21 protein-coding genes and 2 pseudogenes are annotated in these 26,357 nt (G+C 74.2%); 10 read left to right on the forward strand and 13 right to left on the reverse strand.

What is annotated here, in order from left to right:
• Positions 1-17: 17 nt before the first annotated feature.
• Both NJC10_RS10255 and trpB read right to left on the reverse strand, forming a co-directional pair.
• Positions 18-386, reverse strand: coding sequence for a VOC family protein (locus tag NJC10_RS10255; protein ID WP_248115835.1), 369 nt, complete (start codon positions 384-386; stop codon positions 18-20).
• Between the two features lie 324 nt (positions 387-710).
• Complete coding sequence (gene trpB / locus NJC10_RS10260; RefSeq protein WP_319076402.1) at positions 711-2,057, reverse strand: tryptophan synthase subunit beta; 1,347 nt, start codon at positions 2,055-2,057, stop codon at positions 711-713.
• Positions 2,058-2,332: 275 nt separating this feature from the next.
• Between trpB and NJC10_RS10265 the strand changes: the two genes are divergently transcribed.
• Positions 2,333-2,890 carry a hypothetical protein gene (locus NJC10_RS10265; RefSeq protein WP_248115830.1) on the forward strand — a complete coding sequence of 186 codons (558 nt, stop codon included), beginning with the start codon at positions 2,333-2,335 and terminating at the stop codon, positions 2,888-2,890.
• A 1-nt stretch (position 2,891) separates the two neighbouring features.
• On the opposite strand, the pseudogene NJC10_RS10270 reads toward NJC10_RS10265, so the two are convergent.
• Positions 2,892-3,375 (reverse strand): annotated as a pseudogene (locus tag NJC10_RS10270) (hypothetical protein); the annotation flags it as partial.
• Between the two features lie 98 nt (positions 3,376-3,473).
• Between NJC10_RS10270 and NJC10_RS10275 the strand changes: the two are divergent.
• Positions 3,474-4,565 (forward strand): endonuclease/exonuclease/phosphatase family protein, encoded by a 1,092-nt coding sequence (locus NJC10_RS10275; protein ID WP_319076403.1) that lies wholly within the window; start codon positions 3,474-3,476, stop codon positions 4,563-4,565.
• Between the two features lie 166 nt (positions 4,566-4,731).
• Here the strand turns inward: NJC10_RS10275 and NJC10_RS10280 are convergent, their stop codons facing one another.
• Positions 4,732-5,127: a DUF2809 domain-containing protein gene (locus NJC10_RS10280; RefSeq protein WP_319076404.1), complete on the reverse strand. Its 396-nt coding sequence runs from the start codon at positions 5,125-5,127 to the stop codon at positions 4,732-4,734.
• Positions 5,128-5,185: 58 nt separating this feature from the next.
• Between NJC10_RS10280 and NJC10_RS10285 the strand changes: the two genes are divergently transcribed.
• Positions 5,186-5,896, forward strand: a complete 711-nt coding sequence (locus NJC10_RS10285) for a 4a-hydroxytetrahydrobiopterin dehydratase (protein ID WP_298714468.1) — start codon at positions 5,186-5,188, stop codon at positions 5,894-5,896.
• Positions 5,897-5,927: 31 nt separating this feature from the next.
• Here NJC10_RS10285 and NJC10_RS10290 read toward each other — a convergent pair whose 3' ends face one another.
• Entirely contained in the window at positions 5,928-7,214 is a 1,287-nt protein-coding gene (locus NJC10_RS10290) for an MFS transporter (RefSeq protein WP_319076408.1), read from the reverse strand.
• Positions 7,215-7,238: 24 nt separating this feature from the next.
• Here NJC10_RS10290 and NJC10_RS10295 point away from each other — a divergent pair, with 24 nt between their 5' ends.
• Positions 7,239-7,721, forward strand: coding sequence for a MarR family winged helix-turn-helix transcriptional regulator (locus tag NJC10_RS10295; RefSeq protein WP_319076410.1), 483 nt, complete (start codon positions 7,239-7,241; stop codon positions 7,719-7,721).
• Between the two features lie 36 nt (positions 7,722-7,757).
• Here the strand turns inward: NJC10_RS10295 and NJC10_RS10300 are convergent, their stop codons facing one another.
• The 3 genes from NJC10_RS10300 to NJC10_RS10310 form a co-directional block, all read right to left on the reverse strand.
• The gene (locus NJC10_RS10300; protein ID WP_319076411.1) at positions 7,758-8,588 is read right to left on the reverse strand and encodes a spermidine synthase; all 831 of its coding nucleotides are present in this window, start codon (positions 8,586-8,588) and stop codon (positions 7,758-7,760) included.
• A 147-nt stretch (positions 8,589-8,735) separates the two neighbouring features.
• Positions 8,736-11,594 (reverse strand): cation-translocating P-type ATPase, encoded by a 2,859-nt coding sequence (locus NJC10_RS10305; protein WP_319076413.1) that lies wholly within the window; start codon positions 11,592-11,594, stop codon positions 8,736-8,738.
• A gap of 85 nt (positions 11,595-11,679) precedes the next feature.
• Positions 11,680-12,552 carry an EamA family transporter gene (locus tag NJC10_RS10310; RefSeq protein ID WP_319076414.1) on the reverse strand — a complete coding sequence of 291 codons (873 nt, stop codon included), beginning with the start codon at positions 12,550-12,552 and terminating at the stop codon, positions 11,680-11,682.
• A gap of 102 nt (positions 12,553-12,654) precedes the next feature.
• Here NJC10_RS10310 and NJC10_RS10315 point away from each other — a divergent pair, with 102 nt between their 5' ends.
• Complete coding sequence (locus NJC10_RS10315) at positions 12,655-13,137, forward strand: SRPBCC family protein (RefSeq protein ID WP_319076416.1); 483 nt, start codon at positions 12,655-12,657, stop codon at positions 13,135-13,137.
• A gap of 116 nt (positions 13,138-13,253) precedes the next feature.
• Here the strand turns inward: NJC10_RS10315 and NJC10_RS10320 are convergent, their stop codons facing one another.
• The gene (locus tag NJC10_RS10320; RefSeq protein WP_319076417.1) at positions 13,254-14,540 is read right to left on the reverse strand and encodes an acyl-CoA desaturase; all 1,287 of its coding nucleotides are present in this window, start codon (positions 14,538-14,540) and stop codon (positions 13,254-13,256) included.
• Positions 14,541-14,608: 68 nt separating this feature from the next.
• Positions 14,609-15,661 (reverse strand): ferredoxin reductase, encoded by a 1,053-nt coding sequence (locus tag NJC10_RS10325; protein ID WP_298714439.1) that lies wholly within the window; start codon positions 15,659-15,661, stop codon positions 14,609-14,611.
• Positions 15,662-15,745: 84 nt separating this feature from the next.
• Between NJC10_RS10325 and NJC10_RS10330 the strand changes: the two genes are divergently transcribed.
• Entirely contained in the window at positions 15,746-16,978 is a 1,233-nt protein-coding gene (locus NJC10_RS10330) for a helix-turn-helix domain-containing protein (protein WP_319076419.1), read from the forward strand.
• Between the two features lie 126 nt (positions 16,979-17,104).
• Here the strand turns inward: NJC10_RS10330 and NJC10_RS10335 are convergent, their stop codons facing one another.
• Positions 17,105-20,857 carry an AAA domain-containing protein gene (locus NJC10_RS10335; protein ID WP_319076420.1) on the reverse strand — a complete coding sequence of 1,251 codons (3,753 nt, stop codon included), beginning with the start codon at positions 20,855-20,857 and terminating at the stop codon, positions 17,105-17,107.
• 247 nt (positions 20,858-21,104) lie between these two features.
• Between NJC10_RS10335 and NJC10_RS10340 the strand changes: the two genes are divergently transcribed.
• The 4 genes from NJC10_RS10340 to NJC10_RS10355 are packed head-to-tail and all read left to right on the forward strand — an operon-like array spanning position 21,105 to position 23,473.
• Positions 21,105-21,797, forward strand: coding sequence for an excalibur calcium-binding domain-containing protein (locus tag NJC10_RS10340; RefSeq protein WP_319076422.1), 693 nt, complete (start codon positions 21,105-21,107; stop codon positions 21,795-21,797).
• A 39-nt stretch (positions 21,798-21,836) separates the two neighbouring features.
• Positions 21,837-22,655, forward strand: coding sequence for a class F sortase (locus tag NJC10_RS10345; RefSeq protein ID WP_319076424.1), 819 nt, complete (start codon positions 21,837-21,839; stop codon positions 22,653-22,655).
• A 2-nt stretch (positions 22,656-22,657) separates the two neighbouring features.
• Positions 22,658-23,212 carry a DUF1697 domain-containing protein gene (locus NJC10_RS10350; protein ID WP_319076425.1) on the forward strand — a complete coding sequence of 185 codons (555 nt, stop codon included), beginning with the start codon at positions 22,658-22,660 and terminating at the stop codon, positions 23,210-23,212.
• A 57-nt stretch (positions 23,213-23,269) separates the two neighbouring features.
• Complete coding sequence (locus NJC10_RS10355) at positions 23,270-23,473, forward strand: hypothetical protein (RefSeq protein WP_248115800.1); 204 nt, start codon at positions 23,270-23,272, stop codon at positions 23,471-23,473.
• 81 nt (positions 23,474-23,554) lie between these two features.
• Here NJC10_RS10355 and NJC10_RS10360 read toward each other — a convergent pair.
• Together NJC10_RS10360 and NJC10_RS10365 are read right to left on the reverse strand one after the other, a co-directional pair.
• Positions 23,555-23,743 (reverse strand): annotated as a pseudogene (locus NJC10_RS10360) (GNAT family N-acetyltransferase); the annotation flags it as partial.
• A 64-nt stretch (positions 23,744-23,807) separates the two neighbouring features.
• Entirely contained in the window at positions 23,808-26,132 is a 2,325-nt protein-coding gene (locus NJC10_RS10365; RefSeq protein ID WP_319076426.1) for a LamG-like jellyroll fold domain-containing protein, read from the reverse strand.
• Positions 26,133-26,357 lie beyond the last annotated feature (225 nt).

The raw sequence follows: 26,357 nt of genomic DNA on the forward strand, positions 1-26,357 counted from the left end.
GCCGCCGGTGCGGACGGTCAGTCGCCGATGTCGAGGATGCAGAACTCGTTGCCCTCCGGGTCGGCCATGACGGCCCATCCGAGGTCGGCGCGACGGTCGTCGACCATAGCGGCGCCCATGCCCCGGGCGCGCTCGACCTCGGCATCGCGGGTGGAGCCGCCCTCGACGGCGAGGTCCATGTGGGCGCGGTTCTTGACCGTCTTGGCGTCCGGGACGCGGTAGAAGAGGACCGTGTACCCGTGCGGCGTGACGAGGTAGCACTCGTCCGATCCCGGTTCGTAGGCATCGGGCTCGGTGATCTCCCAGCCCATCAGCTCGCGCCAGAACTCGGCGATCGCATAGGGGTCCAGGGCGTCCCAGGTGGTGTGCGAGAGGCGGAGGCTCATGGGGCCATCGGACCACAGGACACCCGTGCGGCGACAGGCCCCGCGGCGTGCCGGATGACCCCGGGTGACCTGGCCTGCGGGAGCTGCCCCAGCGTCCGGCGCATGGGCTCCGACGTCTCCTCCCCTTCGTCCTCCCGCGCGGCGGCGTCTTCGACCGCGTCGTCCTGGTGCACGGCTTCGACTCGGACGTCCACGCGCACTGGTTCGACTGGCTTGCGGGCCAGGTGCCGGGGCTCGAGAGGATCTCCCTGCCGGACGCCGGCGCCCCCACGGCGCTCGCCGCCGTCTCCGAGCTTCCGGGGCGCGGCGGGCACGACGGTCGGCTCAGCGCACCGTCTCGTCCGCCTCGCCCGTGATGCCCAGCTTCTCGGCGACGTAGTCGACGTCCTTGTCCCCGCGGCCGGAGAGGTTCACCAGGATGCGCTGGTCGGTGCCCATCTCCGCGGCCATGCGGATCGCCCGCGCCACCGCGTGGGAGGACTCGAGCGCCGGGATGATGCCCTCGAGCTTCGCGAGCCGCTGGAACGCGTCCAGCACCGCGGCGTCGTCCTCCGCCACGTACTCCACGCGGCCGAGCTGCGCGAAGCGGGCGTGCTGCGGGCCCACGCCCGGGTAGTCCAGCCCCGAGGCGATCGAGTGCACGGGGTCCGGCACGCCGGCCTCGTCCTGGAGCACCTTCGTGGCCATGCCGTGGATGACGCCGTCCACGCCCCTGCCCATCGTCATCGCGTGCTCGCCCTTGGCCCCGGAGCGGCCTCCGGGCTCCACGCCCACCAGCCGCACGTCGGCGTCGTCGAGGAACGCGGTGAACGCGCCCATCGCGTTGGACCCGCCGCCCACGCACGCGACGACGGCGTCCGGCAGCGCGCCGAAGCGCGCCTGGAACTGCGCGCGGGCCTCACGCCCGACGACGGCCTGGAAGTCACGGATCATCGTGGGGAAGGGGTGCGGGCCCACCACGGAGCCGATCGCGAAGAGGTACCTGTCCGGGTTCTGCGCGTAGGCGTCGAACGCGGAGTCCACGGCCTCCTTGAGGGAGCGGCCCTCCTTCTCCACGGAGACGACCTTGGCGCCGAGCAGGCGCATGCGCACCACGTTCGGGTGCTGCTTGGCCACGTCGATCGCGCCCATGTGGATCTCGCAGTCCAGGCCGACGAGCGCGGCCGCCGTCGCCAGGGCCACGCCGTGCTGGCCCGCGCCGGTCTCCGCGATGACGCTGTGCTTGCCCATGCGCTTGGCCAGCAGGACCTCGCCGAGGGTGTGGTTGATCTTGTGCGCGCCGGTGTGGTTCAGGTCCTCGCGCTTGAGGACGATCCGCGCTCCGCCGAGCTCGTCGGAGAGGCGCTCGAGCGGGGTCAGCGGGGAGGGGCGCCCGACGACGTCGCGCAGCAGGCGGGCGTACTCGGCGTAGAACGCGGGGTCATGGCGTGCCTCCGCGTAGGCCTCGGCGACCTCGCGCATGGGGCCGGCCAGCGGGGGCGGCAGGATCGCGCCGCCGTAGGTGCCGAACATGCCGTCCTCGGAGGGCGCGAGGTCCGGGGTGTGCACGAGGTCCGTGGCCTCGGCGAGGGTGCGGGGCTCGGCGGCGTCCGGCACACCGGCGGTGGTGTCGGCGCCGGCGATGTCCGCGGCGGTTCTCAGGGCGTTGTCCTCGGGATTGCGGTGCGTCATGGGGTCCTCCTGGTGGGTGGTGCCCGCCGGAGCCGCTCATGCGAAGAGCCGCCCGGCAGGCGGGCGGCTCGTGTGTCAGGTGCGCGTGACAGGGGCCGCCCTCAGGCGGTCCACCACTGCGCGCGCGTCTGCATGACAGTGAGGGTACGCCCCCGGGAAGGCGCAGGCTCATGCCCCCCCGTCCATGACGCCGACACATGATCACCATGCGAAACAACGTCTCACATCGTGGATGGGGATCGCCCGCTCGGTGAACGGCGATTCACTCTGTCTCCATGACGACCACCGCACCCGAGACGACCCAGACCGCCGACGCCCTCGCCGTGCTCGCCGCCGTGCCGGGCATGCGGTACGCCGAGTTCCTCACCGCCGCTCCCGCCGTGCCGGGCATCGTCGCCGTCGTGGCGGACGACGAGGCCCGCGCTGCCCTGGGCGTCGCCACCGACGTCCTCGCCGTGGACGCCGCCGACGAGAGCCTGCAGTGCCGACGGGCGCGCGTCGCCTTCCAGTCCGGCCGCACCGCCGCCTCACCCGTCCGCCAGGCGCTCGCGGCCCTGCTCGCGGACACCCTCGACCTGGACGTGGAGCCCACCAGCCCGGGCGCCGCCGGGGAGGGCTTCGCGCTCACCCCCGAATCCGAGGACGAGCTCACCGCGTGGATGCGCGCCCACCTGAGCCTGCGCGCCTGGGTGACGCAGGATGCCGCATCGCTGGGGGAGGTGGCGCGGGAGGTGGCCGCCGCGCTCAAGCCTGCACTGGACCCGGCCGACGCCCGCGTGGGCGAGCGCCTCGCGGCGATGACCGCCGCCGCCCGCCGCTCCGCGACGATCTGAGCAGGCCCCGCTGGGCCGGCGGCGTCTCCGTGCTGTTGTCCTGCGAGATCGCCCCGCACAGGGCCGCGCGGCCGCCGCGGTTCATGCCGCCGATCGCGGCCTCGAGGTGCTCCCCGCCCACGTTGTCGAAGTAGACGTCGATGCCGTCGGGGGCGGCGTCGGTGTCCACGACGGTGGCGTCCTGGCCGGCCAGCACGCTGTGCTCGCGCCAGCCGAGCTGGTGGAGGACGGGGGCGCCCACGGGCAGGTCCGCGTTCCGGGAATCGATCACCGTGCCGACGGCGCCGCCCTCGAGCGGGGCGTCGATCTGGAACGGGGGCACGTAGGACTTCACGTCGTTCATGCGGCCGCGCATGTACGGGTCCACGGACATCACGGCGTTGGCCACGAGCACCTGACCGCTCCTCGAGCGGGGGGAGGTCCACGGTCTCGAGGCGGAAGTCCTCGGGCGTGGGGGCGCCGTGCGGGCGTGCGGCCAGCACCACCTGGCGTGTCCGCGCGGGGCGGTCGGCGGGGCGCGGCCTACCCTGGGCCCATGGACACCACCGCCGCGAAGCTGACCGGGCTCGGCTTGATCTGACCCATGACGCTCCTGGGCCGGATCGCCGTCGCCACCCTCTGGGCCGTCCTCCTCGCGGCCAGCGTCGTCGTCCTCGCCCCGGGCAGCGCGCCGGGGCAGTGGCTGGGCACGCGGATCCCCGTGGCACAGGCGCTCGCGTTCCCGGGGGTGTTCGGCGCGTCCGCCGTCGTCCTGGGCCTGGCGGCGCTCCTCCTCTCCGCGGCCCGGGCGCGGCGCGTGAGCCCGCGGGTCAGCGCCGTCGTCGCCGGACCGGCCGTGACGCTGATGCTGCTGGGCGTCCTGCTGAGCGCGTTCCCGGTGGGGCCGCCCTGGTCCGTGGGCCCGGCCGGCGCCGTCGGGAACACGGGTCCGATGCTGCGGGTCACCGTGTTCAACAGCCTCGACACCCTGACCGCGGCGGACGTCGACCGGCTCGTGACCCACCTCGACCCGGACGTCCTCGTGCTGCCGGAGGCCTCACCGGACCGCGTCCGCCGGGCCGTGGCGGGGACGGGCTTCGCCGGGGGTGTCCACTCGGCGACCGAGGCCGGATTCAGTGCCGGCCGGCCCGCAGGGGTCGCGCCGACGACGATCGCCGTCCACGCACGCCTCGGGGCCGTCACCCCCGGGGACCCGGTCCCGACGACGTTCGGCGCGGTCCGCCTCGACCCTGCCAGCCCGGCGTCTGAGGACCCCGGCCCCCACAGCGTCCTCCCCGCGATCCTCGGGGTGCACACCGCCCCGCCCGTGCCCCGGTTGATGGATGCGTGGCGCGCCGACCTGGAGAGGCTGGCCGTCGCAGACGCCGATGCCGTGGCGGACGGCGGGCCACTGATCCTCGCCGGCGACCTCAACGCCACTCTCCGGCACGGGCCGCTGGCGGCCCGGACGCGACTGGTGGACACGGCGGCGCAGTGCCCCGGGAGCCCGGAGGGGACGTGGCCGGCCGAGCGGCCCGCCTGGCTCCGCACCCCGATCGACCACGTGCTCGTCACCCCCGACGTCGAGGTGGTCGACTGCGCGACGCTGCGGGTCGGTGCGTCCGACCACCTCGCCTACGCGGCGACGCTCCGCCTGGTGGGCGACCCTGTGGGCCGGGGTGGGGGTGTCGGTTGAGAAATGCCATGGGCTAGATCGGATAGCCCATGGCAATTCTCGAGGGAGCACCCTCCCCCCGGGGAACGGCCCGGGTCGTCTCACCCCGGCCTCGCGTCGACCCTCGGGTGCACAGGCGAGGCGCCTGCGCCCCCCGCCTCACCGCCGACGCGCCCGCACCCCCGCCTCACCGCCGACGCGCCCGCACCCCCGCGTCAGCCAGGGCGGCCGCCGCGCAGCCGAGCGCGTAGAGCAGCAGGTCGCCCGCCACGAACGTCGTCCCCAGCACCAGCCGCACCGGTGGGAAGGCCTGCGCCCACGCCACGGGCAGGCCCGTGAGCTGGAACAGCTCGATCGCCGCGCAGGCCGCGAACGCGACGCCGCCCACCGTGAGGGATCTCTGCCGCGGCAGCACGAACGCCACCACGAGGTACACGAGCACCGCATAGAGGGCGTCGCCGGCGGGCCCGGTCCACACACCGTGGAGCAGGAGGCGGACGCCGAGTCCCAGCACCAGCACGAGGGCCGCGGCGCACGCCAGGGCGGCCCGACGTCGTGCGGAGGTCGGGGGAAGGGTGCTCACGCGATCCATGGTGCCCCCAGTCTCCTCCGGGGCCACCTCCCGGTGGCACGATGACGTCATGAGTGAGACCCCCGTCACGGACCCCCGCCGCCTCCTGCGCACCGCCGAGGTGGCCGACGCCGGCCTGGAGGACTGGCGCCTGCTCGCCGGCCGCCTCAAGGCGCGCTTCACCCCGGCGGACTACGCCACCGGCCTCGAGCTCGCCGCCCGGATCGGCGCCGCGGCGCAGGACGCCGACCACCACCCCGAGCTCACGCTCACCTACACGGACGTGGTGCTCACGCTCGCCAGCCACGACGTCGGCGGGGTCACCTCCCGCGACCTCCGCATGGCCCGGCGCATCAGCGGGATCGCCCGGGAGCTGGGCGTGCGCGCCGACGTCGCCGGCCTGACCCAGCTGGAGCTCGCCCTCGACACCGCGCGCGGGGCGGCCCAGGCGCGGATCTACGCGGCGCTGTTCGGCGCCGATGTCACGGGGGACGGCGACCTCGCCGACCCGAGCGGGCAGACGCCGTCGATGTGGTGGCAGGGCCCGGAGGGCGAGGCTTCCACCGGGGAGCACGCCCTGCCCGCCCCCGAGGTGGAGCAGCGCTGGCACCTGGACGTGTGGGTGGCCCCGGAGGAGGCGGAGGCCCGCCTGCAGGCCGCCCTCGACGCCGGGGCCACTCTGCTCAGCGACGCCTCCGCGCCCTCGTTCTGGGTGATCGAGGACGCCGACGGCAATCGGGCGTGCGTCTGCACCGCGCTGCGCCCCGACCACGAGCACTGAGCCGTCCTGGCGCCCGGGCCGTCGAGCCGCCTCAGCGGGCGGCGGCGGTCCCGTTCCGGCCGTGCTTCCGGCCGTGCACCGCGAAGTAGTACACGCAGCCGACCACGAGTGCCGCCGCGAGCACGGCGTACATCGCCCCGTAGCCGGCCGCGGCCACGAGCCCGCCGAGGGCGACCGGCCCCAGGCCCAGGCCGACGTCGGCGAACAGCATGAGCGTGGAGATGCCGGCGCCGAGCTGGTGGGCCGGCACGGCGTTGACGGCGATCGCCTGCGCCGCCGGCATGAGCGTGCCGTAGCCCAGGCCGCTCAGGGCGCCGGCCACCACCACCTGCCAGTCCTGCGTGGCAGTCGCCAGCAGCAGCAGCGCGGCGAGGAAGCAGACCAGCGCGGGGTACACCACGACGTCGTCGCCGCGGCGGTCCTGCACCGTGCCGAGGGTCAGGCGCATCAGCAGCATGGCGGCCGCGTAGGCGAGGAAGAAGAACCCCGCTCCGGCCGTGAGCCCGCGGTCCACGGAGTAGGCGTCGAGGTAGGTGATGACCCCGGAGTAGGCCAGGCCCACGATGAGCATGAACCCGGCGATCGGCACCACCGCCGGGTGCAGCACGGAGCGCAGGCGGAAGCCGACCGCGGGCGCCGGATGCTCGACGGGCACCTCGCTCGCGCCCTCCTCGCCCGGGGTGAGGGCCTCGCCGTGGTCCACGCCGGCCGGGGCCGGGGCCGGGGCCGGGGCCGGGGCGGCCGCGGGGTGCTCGCCCAGGGCGAGGGCGAGGAGCAGGCTGGCCACGGTCACGCCGAGCGTGGTCCAGAACAGCCATCCGTAGCCGGCAGAGCCGACGAGGAAGAGGCCCAGGGCGGGGCCGATCGCGGTGGCGAGCGTGGTGCCCAGGGCCAGGATGCCCGTGCCCTCCGCGCGTCGGGAGGCCGGGATGGCGGACTGCGCCGCGGCCATCACGGCCGTGCTGGCGAACGCGTAGGCCGCACCGTGCAGCATGCGCACGACGATGAGTGCCGGCAGGGACGAGGCCGGCAGGTACAGCGCGCACGAGACCACGACGACGGCGAGCGCGACCAGCAGGACCCGACGGCGGCCGAACCGGTCCACCACGTGGCCGGTGACGATCCGGGCGAGCGTGGCTCCGATGACGAAGGAGCTCGACGCGAGCCCCGCACCGGCCTCGGACGCCGCGAACTGGCGCACGGCGTAGAGGGCCATGGTGGTGACGAGCGCGTAGAACACGACGAACTGGAGGAAGGAGACCACCCACGCGAGCACGAAGGTGGGGGAGGCGATGCGCTCCCGCTCGGCAGTTTGCATGATGCAAAAGGTAGCATCTTTTGCATGATGCAAGAACCCGAGGCGGCGTGGGCCGATCCGGTGCGCGGGATCGTCTACGAGCACATGCTCCTGCAGCGGGTGGCGGCCCAGGGCGTGGCGCCCCATGGCCGCACGAGCGTGCTCGAGCGCAGCGCCACCCTCCTCCTCGCGCGCCTTGAGGCGGGCGGCCCCATGACCATCGCCGAGCTCGCCGAGTCCTTCGACCTGGACGTCTCCACGGTGCACCGGCAGGTGGCCGCCGCCATGAAGGCCGGGCTGGTCGAGCGCATCGCCGACCCGGGCGGGGGCCCGGCCCGGCGCCACCGGCCCACCGACGACGGCCGGGCCCGGCTCGCCGAGGAGCTCGCCACCCGGCGGGGCGCCGTCGAGCACGTCGTCGCCGACTGGCCGGAGGAGGACGTCGCCGACTTCACCCGGCTGCTGCGGCGCTTCAACGAGGGCGCCGAGACGTGGCGCGGCCATCCCTGGCCCCGGCCGCAGGACTGAGGCCAGGGATGGCCGCCGCCGCGCGCCGGAGTCCGCTCAGCCCCGCGTGAGCCGCTCCGCGAGGGAGGCGGACTCCGCCCCGTCCAGCACCGCCGCCGGGTGCGGCCCTGCGGCGGCGAGGCGGTCCCGCAGCCCGTCGACGACGAGCGCCGGGCCGGCGGCCAGCACCGCGTTGCCGAGCGCGCGCCGCTCGAGCATCCCGGCGTCCGCGAGGGTCCACGGCCCGGGCGCTCCGGCCTCGGCGGCCGCCTCCTCGAGGGCGTCGATCTGCGGGCCGAGGAGGCGCAGGCCGTCGTCGTCGCCGACGTTCACGAGCAGGACGCCGCCGTCGTCGAGCAGCCCCAGCAGCTCGCCGTAGAACTCCGCGCCGCTCAGGTGGGCGGTGCCCTCCGCGTCCGTGCCGATGTCCAGCACGACGGCGTCGAAGCGCGCGCCGTCCATCAGCAGGTCGACGGCGGCCAGGCGCGCGTCCGCCACGACCGACTCCAGCCGCGTGCCGTCCGGCATCGGCAGCTCGGCGAGCACGAAGGAGACGAGCTCACGGTCCAGGTCCACCGCGGTCTGCTCCGAGCCGGACCGGGTGGCCTGCACGTACCGGGGCAGCGTCAACGCGCCGGCGCCCAGGTGCAGCACGCGGACCGGCTCGCCCGCCGGGAAGGCGGCGTCGAGCACGTTCGCCATCCGGCGCAGGTACTCGTACCGGATGCGCCCCGGGTGCTCGAGGTCCACGTGGGACTGCACGGCCCCGCCGATCTCGAGGACCCAGCCGTCGTCGTGCTCGTCGGGCAGGATCCGGGCGAGCTCCCCGGACGTGCCGAGGTGGACGGTGCGGGGCGTGGGGGAGCCGGCAGGACGCTGAACGGGCATGGCCCCCAGTATGCGGGCCGCGCCGCCGCGCCGGGGCGCACCTCGCGTTCGCCCACCCGGCGATCGCCATGGTGGATCTGGATCCGCCCGCGTGGTTCGCCTCGCCGCTGCCGGCCGGCGGCGTCACCGACGACGGCGAACTGCGCCTCACGGGCGGGCCCGCAGCACCAGCTTCCGCAGCTCGTCGAACCACAGCACCACGGAGGCCAGGCCGAGGCACATCAGCCACTGGCCGGCATCCAGCGCCGTGGTGCCGAACGCGGTCTGCAGGAACGGCACGTGCACCACGAGCACCTGGGAGAGCACGCCGAAGGCGATCGCCGCCCACAGCCAGCGGTTGTGGAACATGCGGTGGAAGGCGGAGGTGGTCTCGGAGCGGGAGTTCAGGGCGTTGAAGAGCTGCGCGAGCACGAGCGTGGTGAACGCGCAGGTCTGGGCGTCCACCACGGTGCCGGAGCCGGCCAGCAGGCCGCCCGGGAGCTGGCTGTCCAGGGCCAGGAGGGTGACCGCGGCCATCACGGCGCCGATCGTGAGGATCCCGCCCCACATGCGGCGGTCGATCACGCGGTCGGTCGCCCGGCGCGGCGGGCGGGCCATCACGTCGTCGCCCTCCGCGTCGATCCCCATGGCGAGGGCGGGCGCGGAGTCCGTCACGAGGTTGACCCACAGGATCTGCGTGGCCAGCAGCGGCACCACCACGCCGGGCCCGTGCCCGGTCAGGCCGAGGAACCCCGCGAGCATCACGCCGAAGAACATGGTGAGCACCTCGCCCGTGTTGGACGAGAGCAGGTAGCGCAGGAACTTCTTGATGTTCTCGAAGATCACCCGGCCCTGCCGCACGGCGGCAACGATCGTGGCGAAGTCGTCGTCGGCCAGGATCATGTCCGCGGCCTCCTTGGACACCTCGGTGCCCGTGATGCCCATGGCCACGCCGATGTCCGCCTTCTTGAGGGCCGGTGCGTCGTTCACGCCGTCGCCAGTCATGGAGACGATGGCCCCGTCGGCCTGCAGCGCCCCGATGATCCGCAGCTTGTGCTCGGGGGAGACGCGCGCGTAGACGGCCACGTCCCGCACGGCGGCGCGCAGCTGTTCGGCGTCCATCGCCTCGAGCTCCGGCCCGGAGAGGGCGCGGTCGCCGGGCTCGGCGATGCCCAGCTCCTGGGCGATCCGCAGCGCGGTGGCCGGGTGGTCGCCCGTGATCATGACCACCCGGATCCCGGCGCCGCGGGCGGTGGCGACGGCGTCGGCGGCCTCGGCGCGGGCCGGGTCGATGATCCCGGCGGTGCCCACGAACACGAGCTCCTCCTCGAGGCCGCGCAGGGCCTCGCCGTCGAGGGTCCCGTCCGCCGCCCGGGCGGCCTCGAGCTCGGCGGGCTCGAGCCGGCGGTACGCCACCGCGAGGGTGCGCAGCGCCTGGTCGGAGAGCTCCTGCACGTCGCGCGCCGCCGAGGCGCGGTCGGGCTCCCCGAGCGCGAGCACCTCGTCACCCCTGCGCACGCGGGTGCAGTGCTGGAGCAGCACGTCCGGCGCGCCCTTCGCGACGAGCAGGGGGGCACCGTCCCGCTCTCCGTCCGTCACGACGACCGACATCATCTTGCGCTCGGACGTGAACGGCGCCTCGGCCACCCGGGTGAAGCGCGCGGCGCGGGCCTCCTCGAGGCCGGCCTTGCGCTCGGCCACCACGAACGCGGCCTCCGTGGGGTCGCCCAGCACGGACCAGGCGCCGTCGTCGTCCCGGCGCACCTCGGCATTGGAGGCGAGCGAGCCGCCGCACAGCAGCGCGACGCCCTCCTCGCGCAGGGGGTGCGCGGCGTCGGCGGCGAGCAGGTCGACGCCGTCGTCCAGGAGCACGCGGCCCTCCGGCGCGTAGCCCACGCCGCTGAGGCGGGCCTGCCCGGAGGGGGCGCGGACGGCCTGCAGGGTCATCTCGTTGCGGGTGAGGGTGCCGGTCTTGTCGGAGCAGATCACGGAGGCGGAGCCCAGCGTCTCCACGGAGGAGAGGTTCTTCACGATCGCGTTGCGCCGGCTCATGGCCGTCACGCCGAGGGAGAGGACCACGGAGAGGATGGCGGGCAGCCCCTCCGGCACCGCGGCGACGGCGAGCGAGACGCCCACGATCAGCACGTCCACCGCCTCGCGCACGGAGTGGATGCCGCTCGTCATCGCGATCGCCGCCATCACCACCACCGCGATCCCGATGACGGCGATCCCCAGCGTGCGGCCGAGGGCGTCGATCTCCCGCGTGAGCGGAGTGGCCTTCTTCTCGGTGGAGCTGAGCAGCCGCGCGATGTGCCCCATCTCGGTCTCCATGCCCGTGGCGGTGACCACCGCGGTGCCCACGCCCTGCGTCACGGCCGTGCCCTTGTGGACCATGTTCGCCCGGTCGCCGAGGCTGACCTCGCCCGGGATCGGGGCCGGGCCCTTGCCGACCGGGGCGGACTCGCCCGTCAGCGCGGCCTCGGCGATGTGCAGGGAGGAGGAGGCGATCAGGCGGGCGTCGGCGGCCACGGAGTCGCCCTCGGCGAGCGCGAGCACGTCCCCGGGGACGACGTCGGCGGCCGGCACCTGCACGGTGTGGCCGTCACGGACCACCGTGGCCATCACCGCCGCCATCCCCTGCAGCGCGGCCACCGCGTCCGCGGCGCGCGCCTCCTGCACGTAGCCCAGGAGCGCGTTGAACACGATGATCACGGCGATCACGATCGCGTCCACGGGGGCGCCGTGCGCGCCCTCGAAGAACCAGGCCACCACGGAGATCACGACGGCGGCGGCCAGCAGGTGGATCAGCGGATCGGCGAACTGCCTCAGGAATCGGCGCCAGGACGACTCGGCGGCCGAGGCCTCGAGCTCGTTGGCGCCGTGCTCCGCGCGGCGGCGGAGGACCTCGGCGGAGCTCAGCCCCACCTGGCCGTCCACGCCGAAGTGCGCGAGGGCCTCGGCTGCGGTGGTCCGCGTCCACGGGACGGGATGGGCGGTGGCGGTCGGCGTGCCTGGGTGGTCGGTCACGGCGCGGGCTCCCTCGGAAGGACCAGGTCACCGGCGGGCCGCGCCGATGACGGCGGATGTCTCGAGTCTACGGCGGCGGGCCCGGTCAGGCGGGCCGCCGTCGCAGCACCCGCGGCGTCGTCATGAGCCCGAGACCCACGCCGAGCAGGATGACCGCCGCCCCGAGTGCCTGCAGGGGGCTGAGCATCTCCCCGGCCACGGCGGCGCCGAGCAGGACGCCCGTCAGGGGGTTGAGCAGCCCCAGGATCCCGACCGTCCGGGCGGGCAGCGCCGCGAGGCCCCGGAACCACAGCACGTAGGCCAGCCCGGTCGCGATCAGGCCCATGTACGCGAACCCCAGGACGGCGGGCAGGCCCAGGGGCGGTGGCGGGCCCTCCACGGCCAGCGCCACCGGTGCCAGCATCACGCCGGCCAGGGTCAGCTGCCACGCGCTGAACGTCAGCGAGTCCACGGGCGGACTCCACCGCTTCGTCAGCACGTACCCCAGCGACGACGTCAGCACGCCGGTCAGCGCGGCCGCCACGCCCATGGGATCCAGGGTGGCGATCGCGCTGCCGGCCAGCAGGGCCACACCGAGGATCCCGACGACGGCGCCGACGTACGCCATCAGCGGCGCTCGCTCGCGGAGCAGCAGGCGGCCCAGCACCACCATCACCAGCGGCCCGGAGGCCATGAGCGTGGCGGCCACGCCGCTGGGCAGGCGGGAGCCGGAGACGTACACGAGCACGAAGAACCCGCCCATGGTCAGGAAGGAGATCAGTGCGGACTTCCACCACCACGCCCCGCGGGGGAGGCGCCGGGTCAGGGCGAGCAGGATCAGCCCGGCCGGCAGGGCCCGGATCGCAGCGCCGGTGAGGGGCAGGTCCGCGGGCAGCCACTGCCGCGTCACCACGTAGGTGGAGCCCCAGAACACCGGGACGATCGCGGTGGTCAGGAGGAGGCGCAGCCGGGACGTCATGCTCACGAGGGTAGGGGGTGAGGAGCCGGGGTCGTGCGAGCGCTCCTCGCCCGCGTGCGGAGGGCATGGCCCACGGCGGCGGTGCACCCCTACCCTGACGCCATGGAGCACATCGACGAGACCGCCCTGCCCGCCCCCGAGGACCGCGTCGTGTCCGCGACCCGTCACGTCGACGCGCCGGCCGGCGTCGTCTTTGAGCTGATCGCGGACCCCTCCCGCCAGCCCGAGTGGGACGGCAACGACAACCTGGCTGAAGCCGCCCCCGGGCAGCGGGTGACCGCCGTCGGGGACGTGTTCGTCATGACCCTGCAGAAGGGCGTGGACCGCGCGAACCACGTGGTCGAGTTCGAGGAGGGCCGCCGCATCGCCTGGAAGCCCGGGATGCCCCGCGAGGAGCCGTTCGGCCAGCTGTGGCGCTGGGAGGTCGAGGGGATCGGGGATCAGCAGCTCTGCCGCGTCACCCACACCTACGAGTGGGACCGCCTCACCGACCCGAAGCGCATCCCGCGCGCGCTGCGCACCGGCCCGGAGCAGCTCGGCGCCTCGATCGACCGCCTCGCGGAGCTCGCCGAGCGTCAGGGCTGAGCGGGGCCGGATCGCACGAAGGGGACCGGATCTGCGTCCAGGACGCAGATCCGGTCCCCGTGTTCAGACCGGGCGGGGAGGTCCCCGCCCGCCCGGCCGTCGGGGGAGTCAGCCGATCACGGCAGGGCGAGCCGGAAGACCTTGGCCCACGCCGAGCCGACCTGCTTGTGCAACGGCCCCGTGGTGTAGGGCAGGCCGTAGCGCCGGCAGATGTCCTGGACCTTGGGTGCCACCTCGGCGTACCGGTTCGAGGGCAGGTCTGGGAACAGGTGGTGCTCCACCTGCAGGGAGAGGTTGCCGGTCATGAAGTGCATAAGCTTCGAGCCGGAGATGTTGGCGGAGCCGATCATCTGGCGCACGTACCAGTCGCCGCGCGTCTCGCCCTCCACCATCTCCTCCGTGAAGGTCTCCACGCCGTCGGGGAAGTGTCCGCAGAAGATCACCGAGTGTGCCCAGATGTTGCGCAGCACGACGGAGATGAGGGTGGCCTTGACCGCGGCCCTGCCGGAGCCGGTGAGGGCCTCGGCCACGATCGGCGTGGCCAGGTAGTCCTTCGCGGCCTGGCGCGAGGCCTTCACGGCCACCGACGCCAGGTCCCGGCGCATCTCCGCCCAGGACTTCTCTCCGGCCTGGAACTTGGACAGCTCCAGGTCGTACAGGGCGATGCCCCACTCGAAGATCGGGGCGAGGGCCGCGTTGAGGACGGGGTTGAGGAGGTGGCGGGGCTGCCACGGCTCGGACTCGTCCATCCGGAGCAGGTTGTAGCCCACGTCCGTGTCCTTGCCGATGACGTTGGTCCAGCGGTGGTGCGCGTCGTTGTGGGTGTTCTGCCAGGCCGACGACGGCGTGACGAAGTCCCACTCCCACGTGGTGGAGTGGATGTCCGGATCGCGCATCCAGTCCCACTGGCCGTGGAGGACGTTGTGGCCGATCTCCATGTTCTCGATGATCTTGCCGGTGGTCAGCATGGCGATGCCGGCGACGAACGCGGCGCGGTTCTTCGCGTTCAGCAGCAGCGTGCGTCCGCCCACCTCGAGCCAGCGCTGCAGGCGGATGACGCGGCGGATGTAGGCAGCGTCCTTCGCGCCGCGCGAGGCCAGCACCTCGTCGCGGATCGCGTCGAGCTCGCGGCCCAGCTCGGCCACCTGCTCGTCGCTCAGGTGTGCGGCGGCCGGCGGGCGCACGGTGGGGCCGCCCTCGGTGGCCAGCATCCCGGGGCGGGCCTTCGGCGCGGCCCTCTTCGCGGGGTCGGCCTCGCCGCCGCGCGGGGCCCAGCTCGTGGTGTCCGGGCGGTCGTCGGGGAGGACGCGGGCCTGGCGCCCGCGGACGGTGGTGCCCGGGATCGCGAGGGCGGGGTCTGCGGGGGCGGTGGCGCCGGCGGGGCGGGGGAGTGTCTGGGTCACGGTGGTCTCCTGACGGTTCGGGAGGCGATGGATGGATGTCGAAGGGGCAGGGAGGGGGTCGGCCGGGCTCACACGGCCAGGCTCACGGGCCCGGCGGCCGCGCTCACGCAGGTCTGGATGAGCTCACCGGGGTCGCCGTGGACCTCGCCCGTGCGCAGGTCCGTGACCTGGCCGGAGCGCAGCGGAGTGAGGCAGGCGTGGCAGATGCCCATGCGGCAGCCGCTGGGCGCGGCCACGCCGGCGTCCTCCGCCACCTCGAGCAGGGGCACGTCGCCCGGGGCGTCCGCCTCCACGTCCGAGTGCTCGAAGGTCACGCGCCCGCCCGCCCCGGCGACGCCGGCGGTCAGGTCCGCGCGGAAGCGCTCGATGCGCAGGTCCTCGCCGGCGTGCGCGCACCACAGTGCCTCCGCGGCGTCCAGGAGGCCGGCCGGGCCGCACGCGTACGCGGCCCGCTCGCGCCAGTCCGGGCACAGGGCCTCGAGATCGGCGGGGGTGGTGAGGTCCAGGCGCCCGTCCGTGGCGGTGTAGCGGTGGTGCACCGTCAGGCCGGGGAACTGGTCTGCGAGCTCGGCCAGCTCCTCGCGGAAGAGCGCGTCCTCCGGGGTGCGGGAGGAGTGGATCAGCACGACGTCGGCGTCGGCCCGGCGTGGCACGAGCGTGCGGATCATGGACATCACGGGTGTGAGGCCCGAGCCGGCCGTGAGCATGAGCAGGGGGCGCGGCTCCTCTGGAAGCGTGAAGTCGCCCTCGGGCAGGTCCAGGAAGAGGACGTCCCCGGGCTTGGTGCCGCGCACCAGGGTGCCCGAGACCACCCCGATGTCCGAGACCGTGATCTCCGGGTCGGCGCCGGCAGGGGCGGAGAGCGAGTAGGAGCGCCACTGGCGCACGCCGTCCACGTCCACGCCGATGCGGGCCCACTGGCCGGCGTCGTGCGCCGTCCAGCCCGGTCCGGGGCGGAAGGCGATCGTGGCGGTGCCGGCGGTCTCGCGCGTGACGGCCGTGACCACGCCGCGCAGCTGGCGCGACGAGCGCACGGGGTCCAGCAGTCCGAGCACGTCCTCGGGGGTCAGGGGATGCAGCAGCACCGAGGCGATGCGGGTCAGCAGGGTCGGTCCGGCCATGGCCCAAGCGTATGGCGGGACACGCTGTGTTTCTTCTCGCTGGACGTACGATCGAGGGACGTTCTTCATCATGAGGAGACAATGATGAGCCAGCCCCCCGCCCCCTTCCCCGATTCGTCCCCCGCCGTCGTCCACCCTGGCCTGACCAGCGACGACGGCGAGTGGAGCCCCCCGTGGCAGTCGCTGCCCGGCGACCTGCCCGAGAAGCTCGCGCCGGCCCTGCCGGCCGTCATGGCGCGCATGATCCAGGACGTCCCGGATCAGATCCCGGCCTACGCCGAAGCCCGGGACGGCAAGTACGGCCGCAACCTCTCCCACGGGGTGCGGACCGCATTCGAGCAGCTCATGCGCCTGCCCGGCACGGACCTGCCCGCCCTCAACGACGACTCCCGCGCCCTCATGGCCACCCTCGGCGCGGGAGAGTTCCGGGAGGGCCGCAGCATGGACGCCCTCCTCGGGGCGTACCGCACGTCTGCGCGGATCGTGTTCCGTGACCTCTCGGCCGAGTGCGCGCGGCAGGGCATGGACATGTCCGTGGTGATCGACCTCGGCGAGTCCATCTGGGCGTACATCGACGAGCTCTCCTCCGTGAGTGCGCAGGCCTACGCCCAAGCCCAGTCGGCCCAGGCGGGTCTGCTCGAGCTCTACCGCTCCGACCTCGCCTCCGCGCTCATCCGCGGCGGCGCGGAGGAGAAGGAGGTGCAGCGCCTCGCCGCGCTCGCCGACTGGCGCCTGCCGCGCCGTCTGGCCGTCGTGGTCCTCCCGGCCGCGGCCGGCGCGGACGTCCGCCACCGCCTCGGCCGCACCGGCCTGGTGGTCGAGCGGGAGTCCGAGGTGGTCGCGGTGGTGGACGCCCTGCCGCCCCGCGTCCGGCGCGAGCAGATGCTGCGTCTCCTCGCGGGCACGGCGGCCGTCGTCGGTCCGGCGGTGGAGTGGGGCCTGGCGCCGCACTCGTACCGGGTGGCGCGCACGCTCGCGGTGCAGAGCAGCGGCGGCACGGGGGATCCCGTGCTGGCCGAGCACCACCTCGCCCGCGTCGTGCTGGGAGCCGAGCCCCGCGTGGTGGCGCAGCTGGCCGGCCGGGTGCTGGCGCCGCTCGAGGGCGTGACCGCGGCCAAGCGCGAGATCCTCGAGGCCACCCTGCTCTCCTGGCTCACGCATTGGGGCCAGCGCGCGCCGATCGCCGCGGAGCTGGGCGTGCATCCGCAGACCGTGGGCTACCGGGTGGGACGCCTGCGGGAGCTCTTCGGGGACGCGCTGGACGACCCGGACGCCCGGTTCGACCTCGAGCTCGTGCTGCGCGCGCGGCGCCGATGAGACGGGCGCCCCCGCCACGGTGCACGCGCCCGGCGGCGAGGCGGTCGACCCGCGCTTCCCCGGGAACCGCTGAGCCGGAGCCCCGGCCGAGGCCGACGGCATCTGAGCCTGCGGGGACAGGCGCCGTCACCCCGCGTCGTCGGCCGCCACCGCCGCCTCGAACGCCGCCACCGTCTTGGCCACCTCCGCGTCCGCGTCCGCGAACCAGTCCGTGCTCCAGATGCGGTGGAAGCGCCAGCCGCGGGCCTCGAGCATGGACTGCCGCAGGCGGTCGCGCTCCCGGGCGGTGTGGCCGGAGTGGTACGAGGCACCGTCGGCCTCGATGGCCAGCACGTGCCGCCCCGGCTTCTCCGGATGCCGCGCGGCGAAGTCGATCCGGTAGCCGCCCACGCCCACCTGCGCGTCCAGGCTCAGGCCGGCCTCCTCGAGCCGGCGCTGCACGTCCAGTTCGAACGGGTTCAGCGCGATCCCGCCGCTCGGCCCGCCGGTCAGCCGCGTGCCCCCTGAGGCCATGAAGTGCAGGAACCGGTGCATCAGCTGGAAGCCCGCGGAGGAGTGCCCGTCCGCGGGGACGTCGTCCGGGCTGAAGCTCGTCACCAGGGTCATGCGGCGCTTGGCGCGGCTGATGGCCACGTTGAGGCGCCGTTCGCCGCCCTCCCGCAGGAGCGGGCCCCAGAAGTAGCGCAGCCGCCCGTCCGCGCCCTTGCCGTAGCCCACGCTGAGGATGACCGCGTCCCTCTCATCGCCCTGCACGCGCTCGATGGCCTTCACGAACCACGGCTCGTCCGTGCGCGCGTTCAGGGCGCGCTCGAACGCCGGGTCCTCGGCCATGGCCTGGAACAGCGCCGCCTCGATCCGCGCCTCGTGCTTCGCGCCGAACGCGATGATGCCCAGGCTCTCCCCGGGATGGCGGCGCACGTGCTCGCGCACCAGCTCGACGACGGCGGCCACCTCCGCCTCGGGGCTGTTGGCGGAGCCGTTGATCCCGGGGCTCGCGGGCACCTCCACGTGCCGCACGGCGTCCTGGGCGTCCGCGGCCGGGAAGGTGGTGAGGCTGCGGTGGTAGACGTGCTCGTTGGAGACGGCGATGAGCCGCTCGTCCCGCGAGCGGTAGTGCCACTGGAGGCCGCGGCTCTGGCCGGCCAGCAGCCGGTCCATGGCCGCCAGGATGGACTCGGCGTCCTTCGTCAGGCTCCCGGCGCGGGGCCGCGCGTCCCGACGGCCCTCGCTGCCGCGCCCGTCCAGGGCGACGTCCTCGTCCTCGTCCTCGGACGCGTCCTCCATGACCTTGGTGAAGAACTCGGTGGGTGGCAGCTGGCGGCTGTCGCCCGCGACGACCGCCTGGCCGGCGCGCAGGAGGGCCGGGACGGCGTCGGCGGGCCTGATCTGGCTCGCCTCGTCGAAGACCACCACGTCGAAGCACCGCTCGGCGGGCAGCAGCCGGGAGACCTGGAGGGGGCTCATGGCCCACACGGGCGTGGCGGCCCGCATCACGTGGGGGGAGTCCTCGAAGAGCTGGCGCACCGGCCGCACGGTGCGCTTGCGGGTGATCTCCGTGACCAGGCGGGCGTACTCCTCCCCGTGGGCGTCGATCTCCCTCTCGAGGTGCTCGGCCGCGCGCCGGCGCACGCGCGTGGCGTTGGCGGCCAGGTGCGCGACGTCGGCCGTGCGGTACGCGCGCGCCGCGCGGTCCAGGTCCGCGCCCCGCAGGCCCGCGAGGCCCGGGCTGCTCAGCTCGGCCTCCTCGAGGAGGGAGCGCAGCACGGCCCAGCGCAGCAGGAGCCCGGGCTCGGCGTCGAGCGGCTCGCCCGAGGACAGCCGGGTCACGAGCATCCGCACGAACGGGTCCAGGCCGGCCGCGGCCAGGGCGGCCCGCGCGTCAGCCGAGCGGACGAGCACGCTGGCCCGGCCGCCGTCGGTGAGCCGGGCGAGGCGCTTCTGGAGCTCCTCCAGGCCCAGGCCCTCCAGGTCCATGCCCTGCACCGCGGGGGCGAGCTCGCCGAGCAGCGCGCGCACCTCGGCGAGGGCGGCCTCGGCCTCGGCGGTGGCGGGCGCGGCCGAGGGGGCTCCGTTGCCGCGCCACTGGGAACGCAGGTGCCCCGCCTCGGCCAGGAGGGCGGCGTGCTCCTCTCGGGGCACGCCCTCGAGGACGTCCCGCGCGCGGCGCTTGAGGCCGCGGCGCCGCCAGAACCCGACGTCCTCGCCGCCCCCGACGGCGGCGGCGAGCTCCTCCACGTCCGGGGCGTGCACGAGACCCGGCACCCGCCGCTCGAGCCGCGCGGCGCCCGCGTGCAGCCCGACGACCCACGCGACCTGCTCGAGCGTGGCCGGGGCCGGATAGCCGGCGGCGCGGGCCAGCGGCGGCATCAGGTCCGTCAGGCCGACGAGGCGCTGCTGCAGCTCGAGCACGCGGCCGCGCAGCCGCTGGGCGTCCTCGCGCGTCCGCAGGGCGTCCGGGCGCCAGCCGGGGGCGGTGCGCCAGGCCGGGCTCAGGGCGCCGAGCTCATGCAGCTCGTCCAGTGCCGCGGCGTGGCGGTCGAGGTCGCCGGGCGCCCAGTCGCCGAACGCGGAGGCGGGGAGGCGGAAGGAGGTGCGGGCCGCCGTCGGGATGCCGGCGGTGCCGGTGCGCAGGGCGCTCACGCTGATCCCCCAGCCGTGGCGCGGCTCGGTGAGGGCGTCCTTGTGCGCCACGAGGCGGTCACGGGCGGCGGCGAGCCGACTGTGGAGGGCGACGTCCTCCGGGCCCGTGTCCTCCTCCGGCCGCTCGAGGGCGGCCTTCAGCTGCTCGGCCACCAGACGCCGCGAGCCGTCCGCGGCGAACAGGTCCAGCAGCAGGTGGGAGAGCCCCACGTGGTCCAGGCGGTCCAGGACGGCGGTGATGGCGGCGCGCTTCTGCGCCACGAACAGCACGTGCTTCCCCGAGGCGATCAGGGCGGCGATCAGGTTGGCGATCGTCTGGCTCTTGCCCGTGCCGGGAGGGCCCTGCACCACCAGGTTCCGCCCGGCGAGTGCCGCGTTGACCACGTACGACTGGCTGGCGTCCGCGTCCAGCACGAGGTACTCGGAGTCCACGGGCGCGTAGTCCGGGGACGAGGGCTCCACGGGCACGCCCGTGGCGGCCGTGCGGGCGCCGCGCATGGCGTCCGGCTCGCCGGCGAGGGCCCGGACCAGCTCGGAGCCGGCCAGGGCGTCCAGGTCCGTGACGTCCGCGACCATGGGCTGCTTCTGGTACGAGAAGGCGGCGAGGACGGCCTCCTGCATCACGGCGAAGCCCTCGACGTCCGCGGCCAGCGCGTCCAGCCGGGCGAGGCTCACGCGCATCCCCTGCTCGGGGCCGAGGTCCTCGAGCGGGGCGAGGAGGTCCTCCTCGGCGATCTCGGCGCCCGCGTGCGCGAGCACGTGCAGCAGCACGGTGTTGACCTGCACGTCGTCCGTGAGGGTGAGCGTCCAGCCCTCCCCGGCGCCGCGAGTGCGCTCGATCTGCAGCGGGCGCAGCAGCACGGGCGCGTGGGGCCGGGGGGCGGCGTCGGACTCGCCGAGCCAGGTGGCGAAGCCGACCGCGAGGTGCGTGACCGGGACGCCGTACTCCTCCACGGCCTCGCGCTGCCGGCGGTGCAGCTGGGTGCAGGCGCGGTGCGCGGCGGCGTGGGCGTCCGCTCCCGGGAAGAGCTGGGAGAGGCGGACGGCGCCGCCCGCGAGCAGGGCCGTGTAGGCGTCCGGCGCGGCCTGGGCCAGGTCCACCGTGGCGGCCGTGCTGCGGAAGTGCAGCAGGCGGTTGGTGCCGCCGACGTCGATCAGCGCGTCACGCCACTCGTCCGCGGCGCGCTGCAGCAGCTCCCGGTCCGCCGGGGCGTGGGGGTCGCGCGTGTCCATGTCCATCCAGGCAGGCTACTGACGGGCCGGACACGTTAAGGCCCTGACGCGGCCGGGAGCTTCCCAGGTCAGACGGTGGATGTGATGACGAGCACAGGAAGCGGCGGTGTGCGCGAGGCAGCTGATCGGGGCCTGTGCGGCACCCCGGCTGTCGAATGGATATCGCTGGAGGGATCGGCTTGAATGCGAGATGTCGCCCCCACCACACGACGGCATGAGGGACGGCACCCGCCACGATCTCGGAGGAATCCCGATGAAGAAGCTCGCCACCGGCGTCACCCTGACCGCCGCCCTCGGTGTGTCCCTGTTCGCCGCCGCCCCGGCCACGGCTGCGCCCTACTATGCGAACTGCCAGGAGGTCTACGCCGCGAACCTCTCCCACATCACTCCGGACACCCCCGGCTTCCGCAAGGGCCTTGACGGCGACGGGGACAAGGTCGCGTGCGTGAACCCTCCCAAGGGATCCAGCACCCACAAGTGGACCCCTGCGACGAAGCCGTCCGCCGAGCCCGCTCCTGCCCCCACCGCCTCGCACGACCCGCGCGACCAGGCGAAGCCGGACGCCGCGTACACCTACGCCGACTGCGAGGACGCGTGGGCCGCCGGCAAGGGCAACATCAAGGAGTCCTCGGACCTCTACCACGACGACCTGGACTCCGATCAGGACGGCATCGGCTGCGAGATCGACGTGGCGACCGGCATCAAGGTCGAGGGCCGGGAGAGGGCCGCCGCCGAGGAGATCGCCGCGATCACGGCGTCCGCCGCCAAGGAGGCCGAGCCCACGAAGGAGGCCGAGGAGAAGCAGGTCACCAAGGTGCCCGTCGGCGCCGCGGACACCGGCATCGCCCCGGAGTCCGATCCCGCCGCCGCCCTGGCCGTGGGCGCGCTGGGCCTGGCCGCCGTCGTCGGCGCCGGTGTGGCGACCCGCCGTCGTGCGCAGGCCTGACACCGGCACCCCTCCCGGCGGATCCCCTACGCTTCGCGCATGACCGGATCCCCTGACCGCCGCCGCGGGCGCCTGTGGGCGTCCGCGGCTGCCGTGTCTCTCCTCGTCACGGGCTGCTCGACCCCGACGGCCTCGCCGACCCAGCCCGTGCCGGCGACGAGCGCACCCAGCCCGTCCACCTCGTCGTCCTCCCCGCACTTCGCCGACGTCCGTGAGAGCGCGTATCGCCGTTCCCTCTCGTCCTCCGGCGACGCGCCGTCCCCGAGCGCGACGCCCGTGTCCACCCCGCCTGCCTCGGCCTCGGCGAGCTCCCCCGCGTCGGCACCCAGCGCGTCCGCCTCGACTGGCTCCGCGCCGCCGTCGACGGCCGCCGCGGAGGAGGGCGCACCCGACGTGCTGCCCGCGTCCGAGCCCGTCTCCGTCTCCGCCCCCGAGATCGGCCTGGACTCAGAGCTGCTGCATCTCGGCCTGCGCGACGACGGCGCCCTCGAGGTCCCCTCCGGCGACCCGGGGACGCCCGCCGCGTGGTACATCCATTCGCCCACGCCCGGAGAGCGCGGTCCGGCCGTGCTGCTCGGCCACGTGAGCGCGTACGGCAACAACGACGGCGTGTTCCGCCGCCTCTCGGAGCTCGAGCCGGGGGGCGTCGTCTCGGTGGAGCGCGAGGACGGCACCACGGCCGTCTTCGAGGTGGGCCGCGTCGAGGAGTACGGCAAGGATGACTTCCCCACGGACGAGGTCTACGGGAACACCGAGCGCCCGGAGCTGCGCATGATCACGTGCGACGGCTACAACCCGTGGACACGGACGTTCGAGGACAACCGCGTGGTCTATGCCCACCTGGTCGAGGCGCGCTGACCATGGCTGCCCCGACGACGCTGGGCGACGTCCACGTGCTCCTCTGGCGGGGCATCAACGTGGGCGCCCACCGCCGCATCCCCAAGGTGGACCTCATCCGCTGGACCGAGCAGGCCGGCGGCACGGACGTCCGCACGGTCCAGGCCAGCGGCAACGTGATCCTGACGCTGCCCGCCGGCGCGGACCCGGCCGCCGTCGCCGCCTCCGTGGCCGCCGCGGCGCGGGCTGAGCGGGACATCGACGTGCCGGTGATGGCGACGTCGCCGGCCGAGCTCCGGGAGGCCCTCGCCGTGCTCGAGGCGCAGGGCTGGCCGGAGCAGGAGCCGAAGGCGGTGCAGCTCACCCTGCTGGACGCGGTCCCGGACCCGAGCCGGGCGGTGGCCTTCGCGGCCTTGGACCCGGGGGAGGACCGCGCGGTGCTCGTGGGCCGGTTCCTCTGGATCCGCCACGCCACGACCGTGCGAGACTCGCCGCTCACGCTGACTCGGATCGAGCGGACCCTCGGCGTCGTGGGCACGGCCCGGAACCTGGCGACGGTGCGGATGCTGGCGTCCTGACGCCGCGGTGTCATACGCTCTCTTCCTCCACCGTCAGCACTGCAAGGAGAGACTCGCATGGCACATGAGACCCCCGAGGCCCTGGCCGCCGGAGAGACCTACCTGCTCCACGTCCTGGAGACGTCCACGCCCCCCGGCAACCCGGAGGAGTACAGCGTCACGGACGCGGTCGAGGACCACTACAAGGCGACCGGCTCCTATGACATCGAGGCCGCCGGCCTGGAGAAGGCCAAGGAGCTGCTCCAGCGCCACGCCAAGTGAGCTGACTCCATGGGTGAGCCCCCGCCGTTGAGGTGGGGGCTCACCCATGTCCTTCCGAGGGCCGTCCCCGCCGATCCTCTCCGTCACCCGCCGCGACGCCGTGTTCTCCGGGTGGATGTCCGCGACGAGCTCGGCACTGCGCTGCGCGTTCCGCGCGGGGTCCCGGCGGGCTGCCGCGGCCTCGGCCGCGCAGCCGCGCCCCTGGAGGTCGGCCCGCACGTGAGAGCCGACCTCGAGCCGCTGTCTCCCGTCGACTTCCTGCCAGGTCAGGTCGCTCGTCGAGACTCGCCCAGGATCCGGGGACCCTCCGCGGGTCGCCCCGGCGGGGTCACGGTCAACGCAGGTGTGCGAGCGCCTCGGCGGCCTCCCCGTGGGTCAGGTGCCGGGAGTGGCCCTTGGCCTTGCCTCGCCCCTGGCCCGGCTTCTCCGCGTCCGCCAGGTGCACCTGCTCTCCGGTCGCCTGCTCGACGACGGCCATGAACTCCGAGCGGGTCATCGGCGTGTTCGGGCGCAGGCCTCCCCGCTGGTCGGCGAGGATGCCGGTCAGGTCCACGCCGGTGCGGTCTCGGACGAGGGCGACGGCGTCGCCACGGGTCAGCATGCGCTCCGGGTGCGCCACGGGGGTCGGCTCGACGGGGGCCGGATCCACCGGCGTCGTGGTCTCCGCGCGGGAGGTGAGCCACTGGTTCTGGGCGAGCGGGCGGTCCACCATGCGGGTCTCGCCGAGGCAGCCGAGGAAGCCGGACTGACGCTGGCCATCGTAAGAGCCGGCGCCGAACACCCAGCGCTGCGCCTCGTCGTGGGCGATGCCCACGGTCTCCGTGGCGTTGCGCAGCACCGGCACACCGTCCACGTACATGGTGGTGGTCTTCGTGGTCGGGTCGTTCACGGCTGCCAGGTGGTGCCACTGCCCGCTGCCCACGATCTCGCCGGACCAGGCGGACGTCTCCGTGGCGACCGGGGCCTGGGAGTCCACCACGGAGAGCTGGACCTCGCGGAGGTTGGAGAAGGCCCAGGCGAAGGGGGGCTCATCGCCCTCGGTGTCCACATAGCCGGGGAGGTTCTCCCGCTGCCCGTCGCGCGTCAGCCACTGCATCCAGGCGTTCTCCTCGGGCGTGAAGTCCGGGTCGATCTTGATGAACGCCTCGAGGGTGAAGCCGTTCGGGAAGGTCTCGTCGTTCACGTCCGCGCCGTCGGCGGTGGTGAAGTAGCTGGCCGTGTTGCCGGTGCGGCCGGCGTCGTCGAAGCACACCGAGCCGGCATCCGAGGAGAGGTGGTGGTGGTCCGTGGACCAGGTCACGTCCGATTCCTCCGCGCCCGTGACGCCCGGCTCGTTCAGGGGCGCGCGCGTCAGCGTGTTGCCGGCCGCGATGTCCTCGATGCGGGATCCGACCGGGGCCACCTGGCCGTCCGTGACGTCGTCGGGCATGCGCCAGTGGGCCACGGTGCCCTCGACCACCGGGTAGTCCGACTCGTTCGCAGGCTCTGCGGCGGGCCGCGGCGTGGGGGCCTGGAATGTCGAGGTGATCCAGTCGCGCAGCGCGGCGGTCGAGGAGGTCTCGTCGGCGGCGCCGATCGTCAGGGTCGGGAAGCGCCCGGCGAAGTCGAAGTCGCGTGTGAAGGTCTGGTACCGGCCGTCCAGGAGCGCCTGGTCCTCGGCGACGAGGGTCTCGGCCGGCTTCTGCATGACCCAGGGCGAGAAGGTCGTCTGGTAGATCTTGCCGTGGGTGAGGTCGAACTCCAGCAGGCCCATGTAGCCGTTGCCGCCCATGTAGGCCATCTGGTGGTCCATGAGGATCTGGTGCACGGAGTGCCCGGCGTCGTTGGTGCGCACCTGCTCGGTGGCACCGTGGTGATGGCCGTTGAGGGTCAGGAACACCTGGTCGTTGGGCGCGATGACGTCGTTCCACAGGCGCTCGCCGTACGCCGTGGACAGCGGCTCGCCGGTGGCCTCGTCCACGTTGAGGATCTGGTGGCTCGTCAGGATCGTGGGGACGCCCGGGTGGGCGGCGATCACGCGGTTCGCCCAGTCCAGAGTCTCCTGCTGGGACTGCCACGAGATGGCCAGCACCAGGAAGGTCGTCCCGTCCTGCGCCACCAGGTGAGCCTCCGAGGCACCCGAGGGGTCGCGCTCCAGGAAGGTGGACTGCTGCGCCGCGCGCTCGGCGGAGAAGTGCGAGACGTAGGTCTCGTAGGAGACGGCGTCAGTGTCCGAGGCGCCGGCGCCGACGTCGTGATTGCCGGCCAGCACCGAGTACGGGGCGCCGGCCTGCTCCAGCACGGACATGGCCTCGTCCGCCACCGCCCACTCCTCGGGCTGGTTCGCGCGGTCCACCACGTCACCGAGGTGCATCGTGAAGGCGACGTCGTAGGCCTGGTCGTTGTCCGCGATCCACTGCGTCTGGGCCAGGAAGGGCTCCGAGCCGTAGCGGGTCATGTACTGGTCTCCGGTGCCGGCGGTGGCATAGCGCGAGTAGAACTGCGTGTCGGGGAGGACGCTGAACGAAACGCGATCGGCGGGCGCGGCCAGCGAGGAGTCGGTCGTGGTGGGCGAGGCGATCGAGGCGGTGGCCGCGACGGCAGAGGCGGCGGGCACGAGGACGCAGGCACTGAGGGCCAGGGTGGTGGCGGTGGTGAGGTGGGCGCAGCGCGGGATCACGGGAGCTCCTGAGGTCGCGGGGGGAGTGACCTCCGGAGGCTAGGGCGGGTGGACGGCGCGCGGGCGTACCGATGAGGAACTGCAGGTGAATCCCGGGTGGCCGGTGCCTCGGGGTGAATGTCCTGTCTCACATGGGGTGATGCAGGACAACGCGCTTCCGTGATGGTGCCGGCGCGGGCGCGTCGACGCGTCCCGAGTGGTCACGACACGCCATCTGCGGGAACG

Source organism: Micrococcus sp. M4NT, assembly GCF_033790745.1.
GTDB lineage: Bacteria > Actinomycetota > Actinomycetes > Actinomycetales > Micrococcaceae > Micrococcus.

Excerpts from the sequence above, each read along its gene's own strand:
- NJC10_RS10255 (WP_248115835.1), bottom strand. The coding sequence starts at position 386 with ATGAGCCTCCGCCTCTCGCACACCACCTGGGACGCCCTGGACCCCTAT.
- trpB (WP_319076402.1), bottom strand. The coding sequence starts at position 2,057 with ATGACGCACCGCAATCCCGAGGACAACGCCCTGAGAACCGCCGCGGAC.
- NJC10_RS10265 (WP_248115830.1), top strand. The coding sequence starts at position 2,333 with ATGACGACCACCGCACCCGAGACGACCCAGACCGCCGACGCCCTCGCC.
- NJC10_RS10275 (WP_319076403.1), top strand. The coding sequence starts at position 3,474 with ATGACGCTCCTGGGCCGGATCGCCGTCGCCACCCTCTGGGCCGTCCTC.
- NJC10_RS10285 (WP_298714468.1), top strand. The coding sequence starts at position 5,186 with ATGAGTGAGACCCCCGTCACGGACCCCCGCCGCCTCCTGCGCACCGCC.
- NJC10_RS10290 (WP_319076408.1), bottom strand. The coding sequence starts at position 7,214 with ATGCAAACTGCCGAGCGGGAGCGCATCGCCTCCCCCACCTTCGTGCTC.
- NJC10_RS10295 (WP_319076410.1), top strand. The coding sequence starts at position 7,239 with ATGATGCAAGAACCCGAGGCGGCGTGGGCCGATCCGGTGCGCGGGATC.
- NJC10_RS10300 (WP_319076411.1), bottom strand. The coding sequence starts at position 8,588 with ATGCCCGTTCAGCGTCCTGCCGGCTCCCCCACGCCCCGCACCGTCCAC.
- NJC10_RS10310 (WP_319076414.1), bottom strand. The coding sequence starts at position 12,552 with ATGACGTCCCGGCTGCGCCTCCTCCTGACCACCGCGATCGTCCCGGTG.
- NJC10_RS10315 (WP_319076416.1), top strand. The coding sequence starts at position 12,655 with ATGGAGCACATCGACGAGACCGCCCTGCCCGCCCCCGAGGACCGCGTC.
- NJC10_RS10325 (WP_298714439.1), bottom strand. The coding sequence starts at position 15,661 with ATGGCCGGACCGACCCTGCTGACCCGCATCGCCTCGGTGCTGCTGCAT.
- NJC10_RS10330 (WP_319076419.1), top strand. The coding sequence starts at position 15,746 with ATGAGCCAGCCCCCCGCCCCCTTCCCCGATTCGTCCCCCGCCGTCGTC.
- NJC10_RS10335 (WP_319076420.1), bottom strand. The coding sequence starts at position 20,857 with ATGGACATGGACACGCGCGACCCCCACGCCCCGGCGGACCGGGAGCTG.
- NJC10_RS10340 (WP_319076422.1), top strand. The coding sequence starts at position 21,105 with ATGAAGAAGCTCGCCACCGGCGTCACCCTGACCGCCGCCCTCGGTGTG.
- NJC10_RS10345 (WP_319076424.1), top strand. The coding sequence starts at position 21,837 with ATGACCGGATCCCCTGACCGCCGCCGCGGGCGCCTGTGGGCGTCCGCG.
- NJC10_RS10350 (WP_319076425.1), top strand. The coding sequence starts at position 22,658 with ATGGCTGCCCCGACGACGCTGGGCGACGTCCACGTGCTCCTCTGGCGG.
- NJC10_RS10355 (WP_248115800.1), top strand. The coding sequence starts at position 23,270 with ATGGCACATGAGACCCCCGAGGCCCTGGCCGCCGGAGAGACCTACCTG.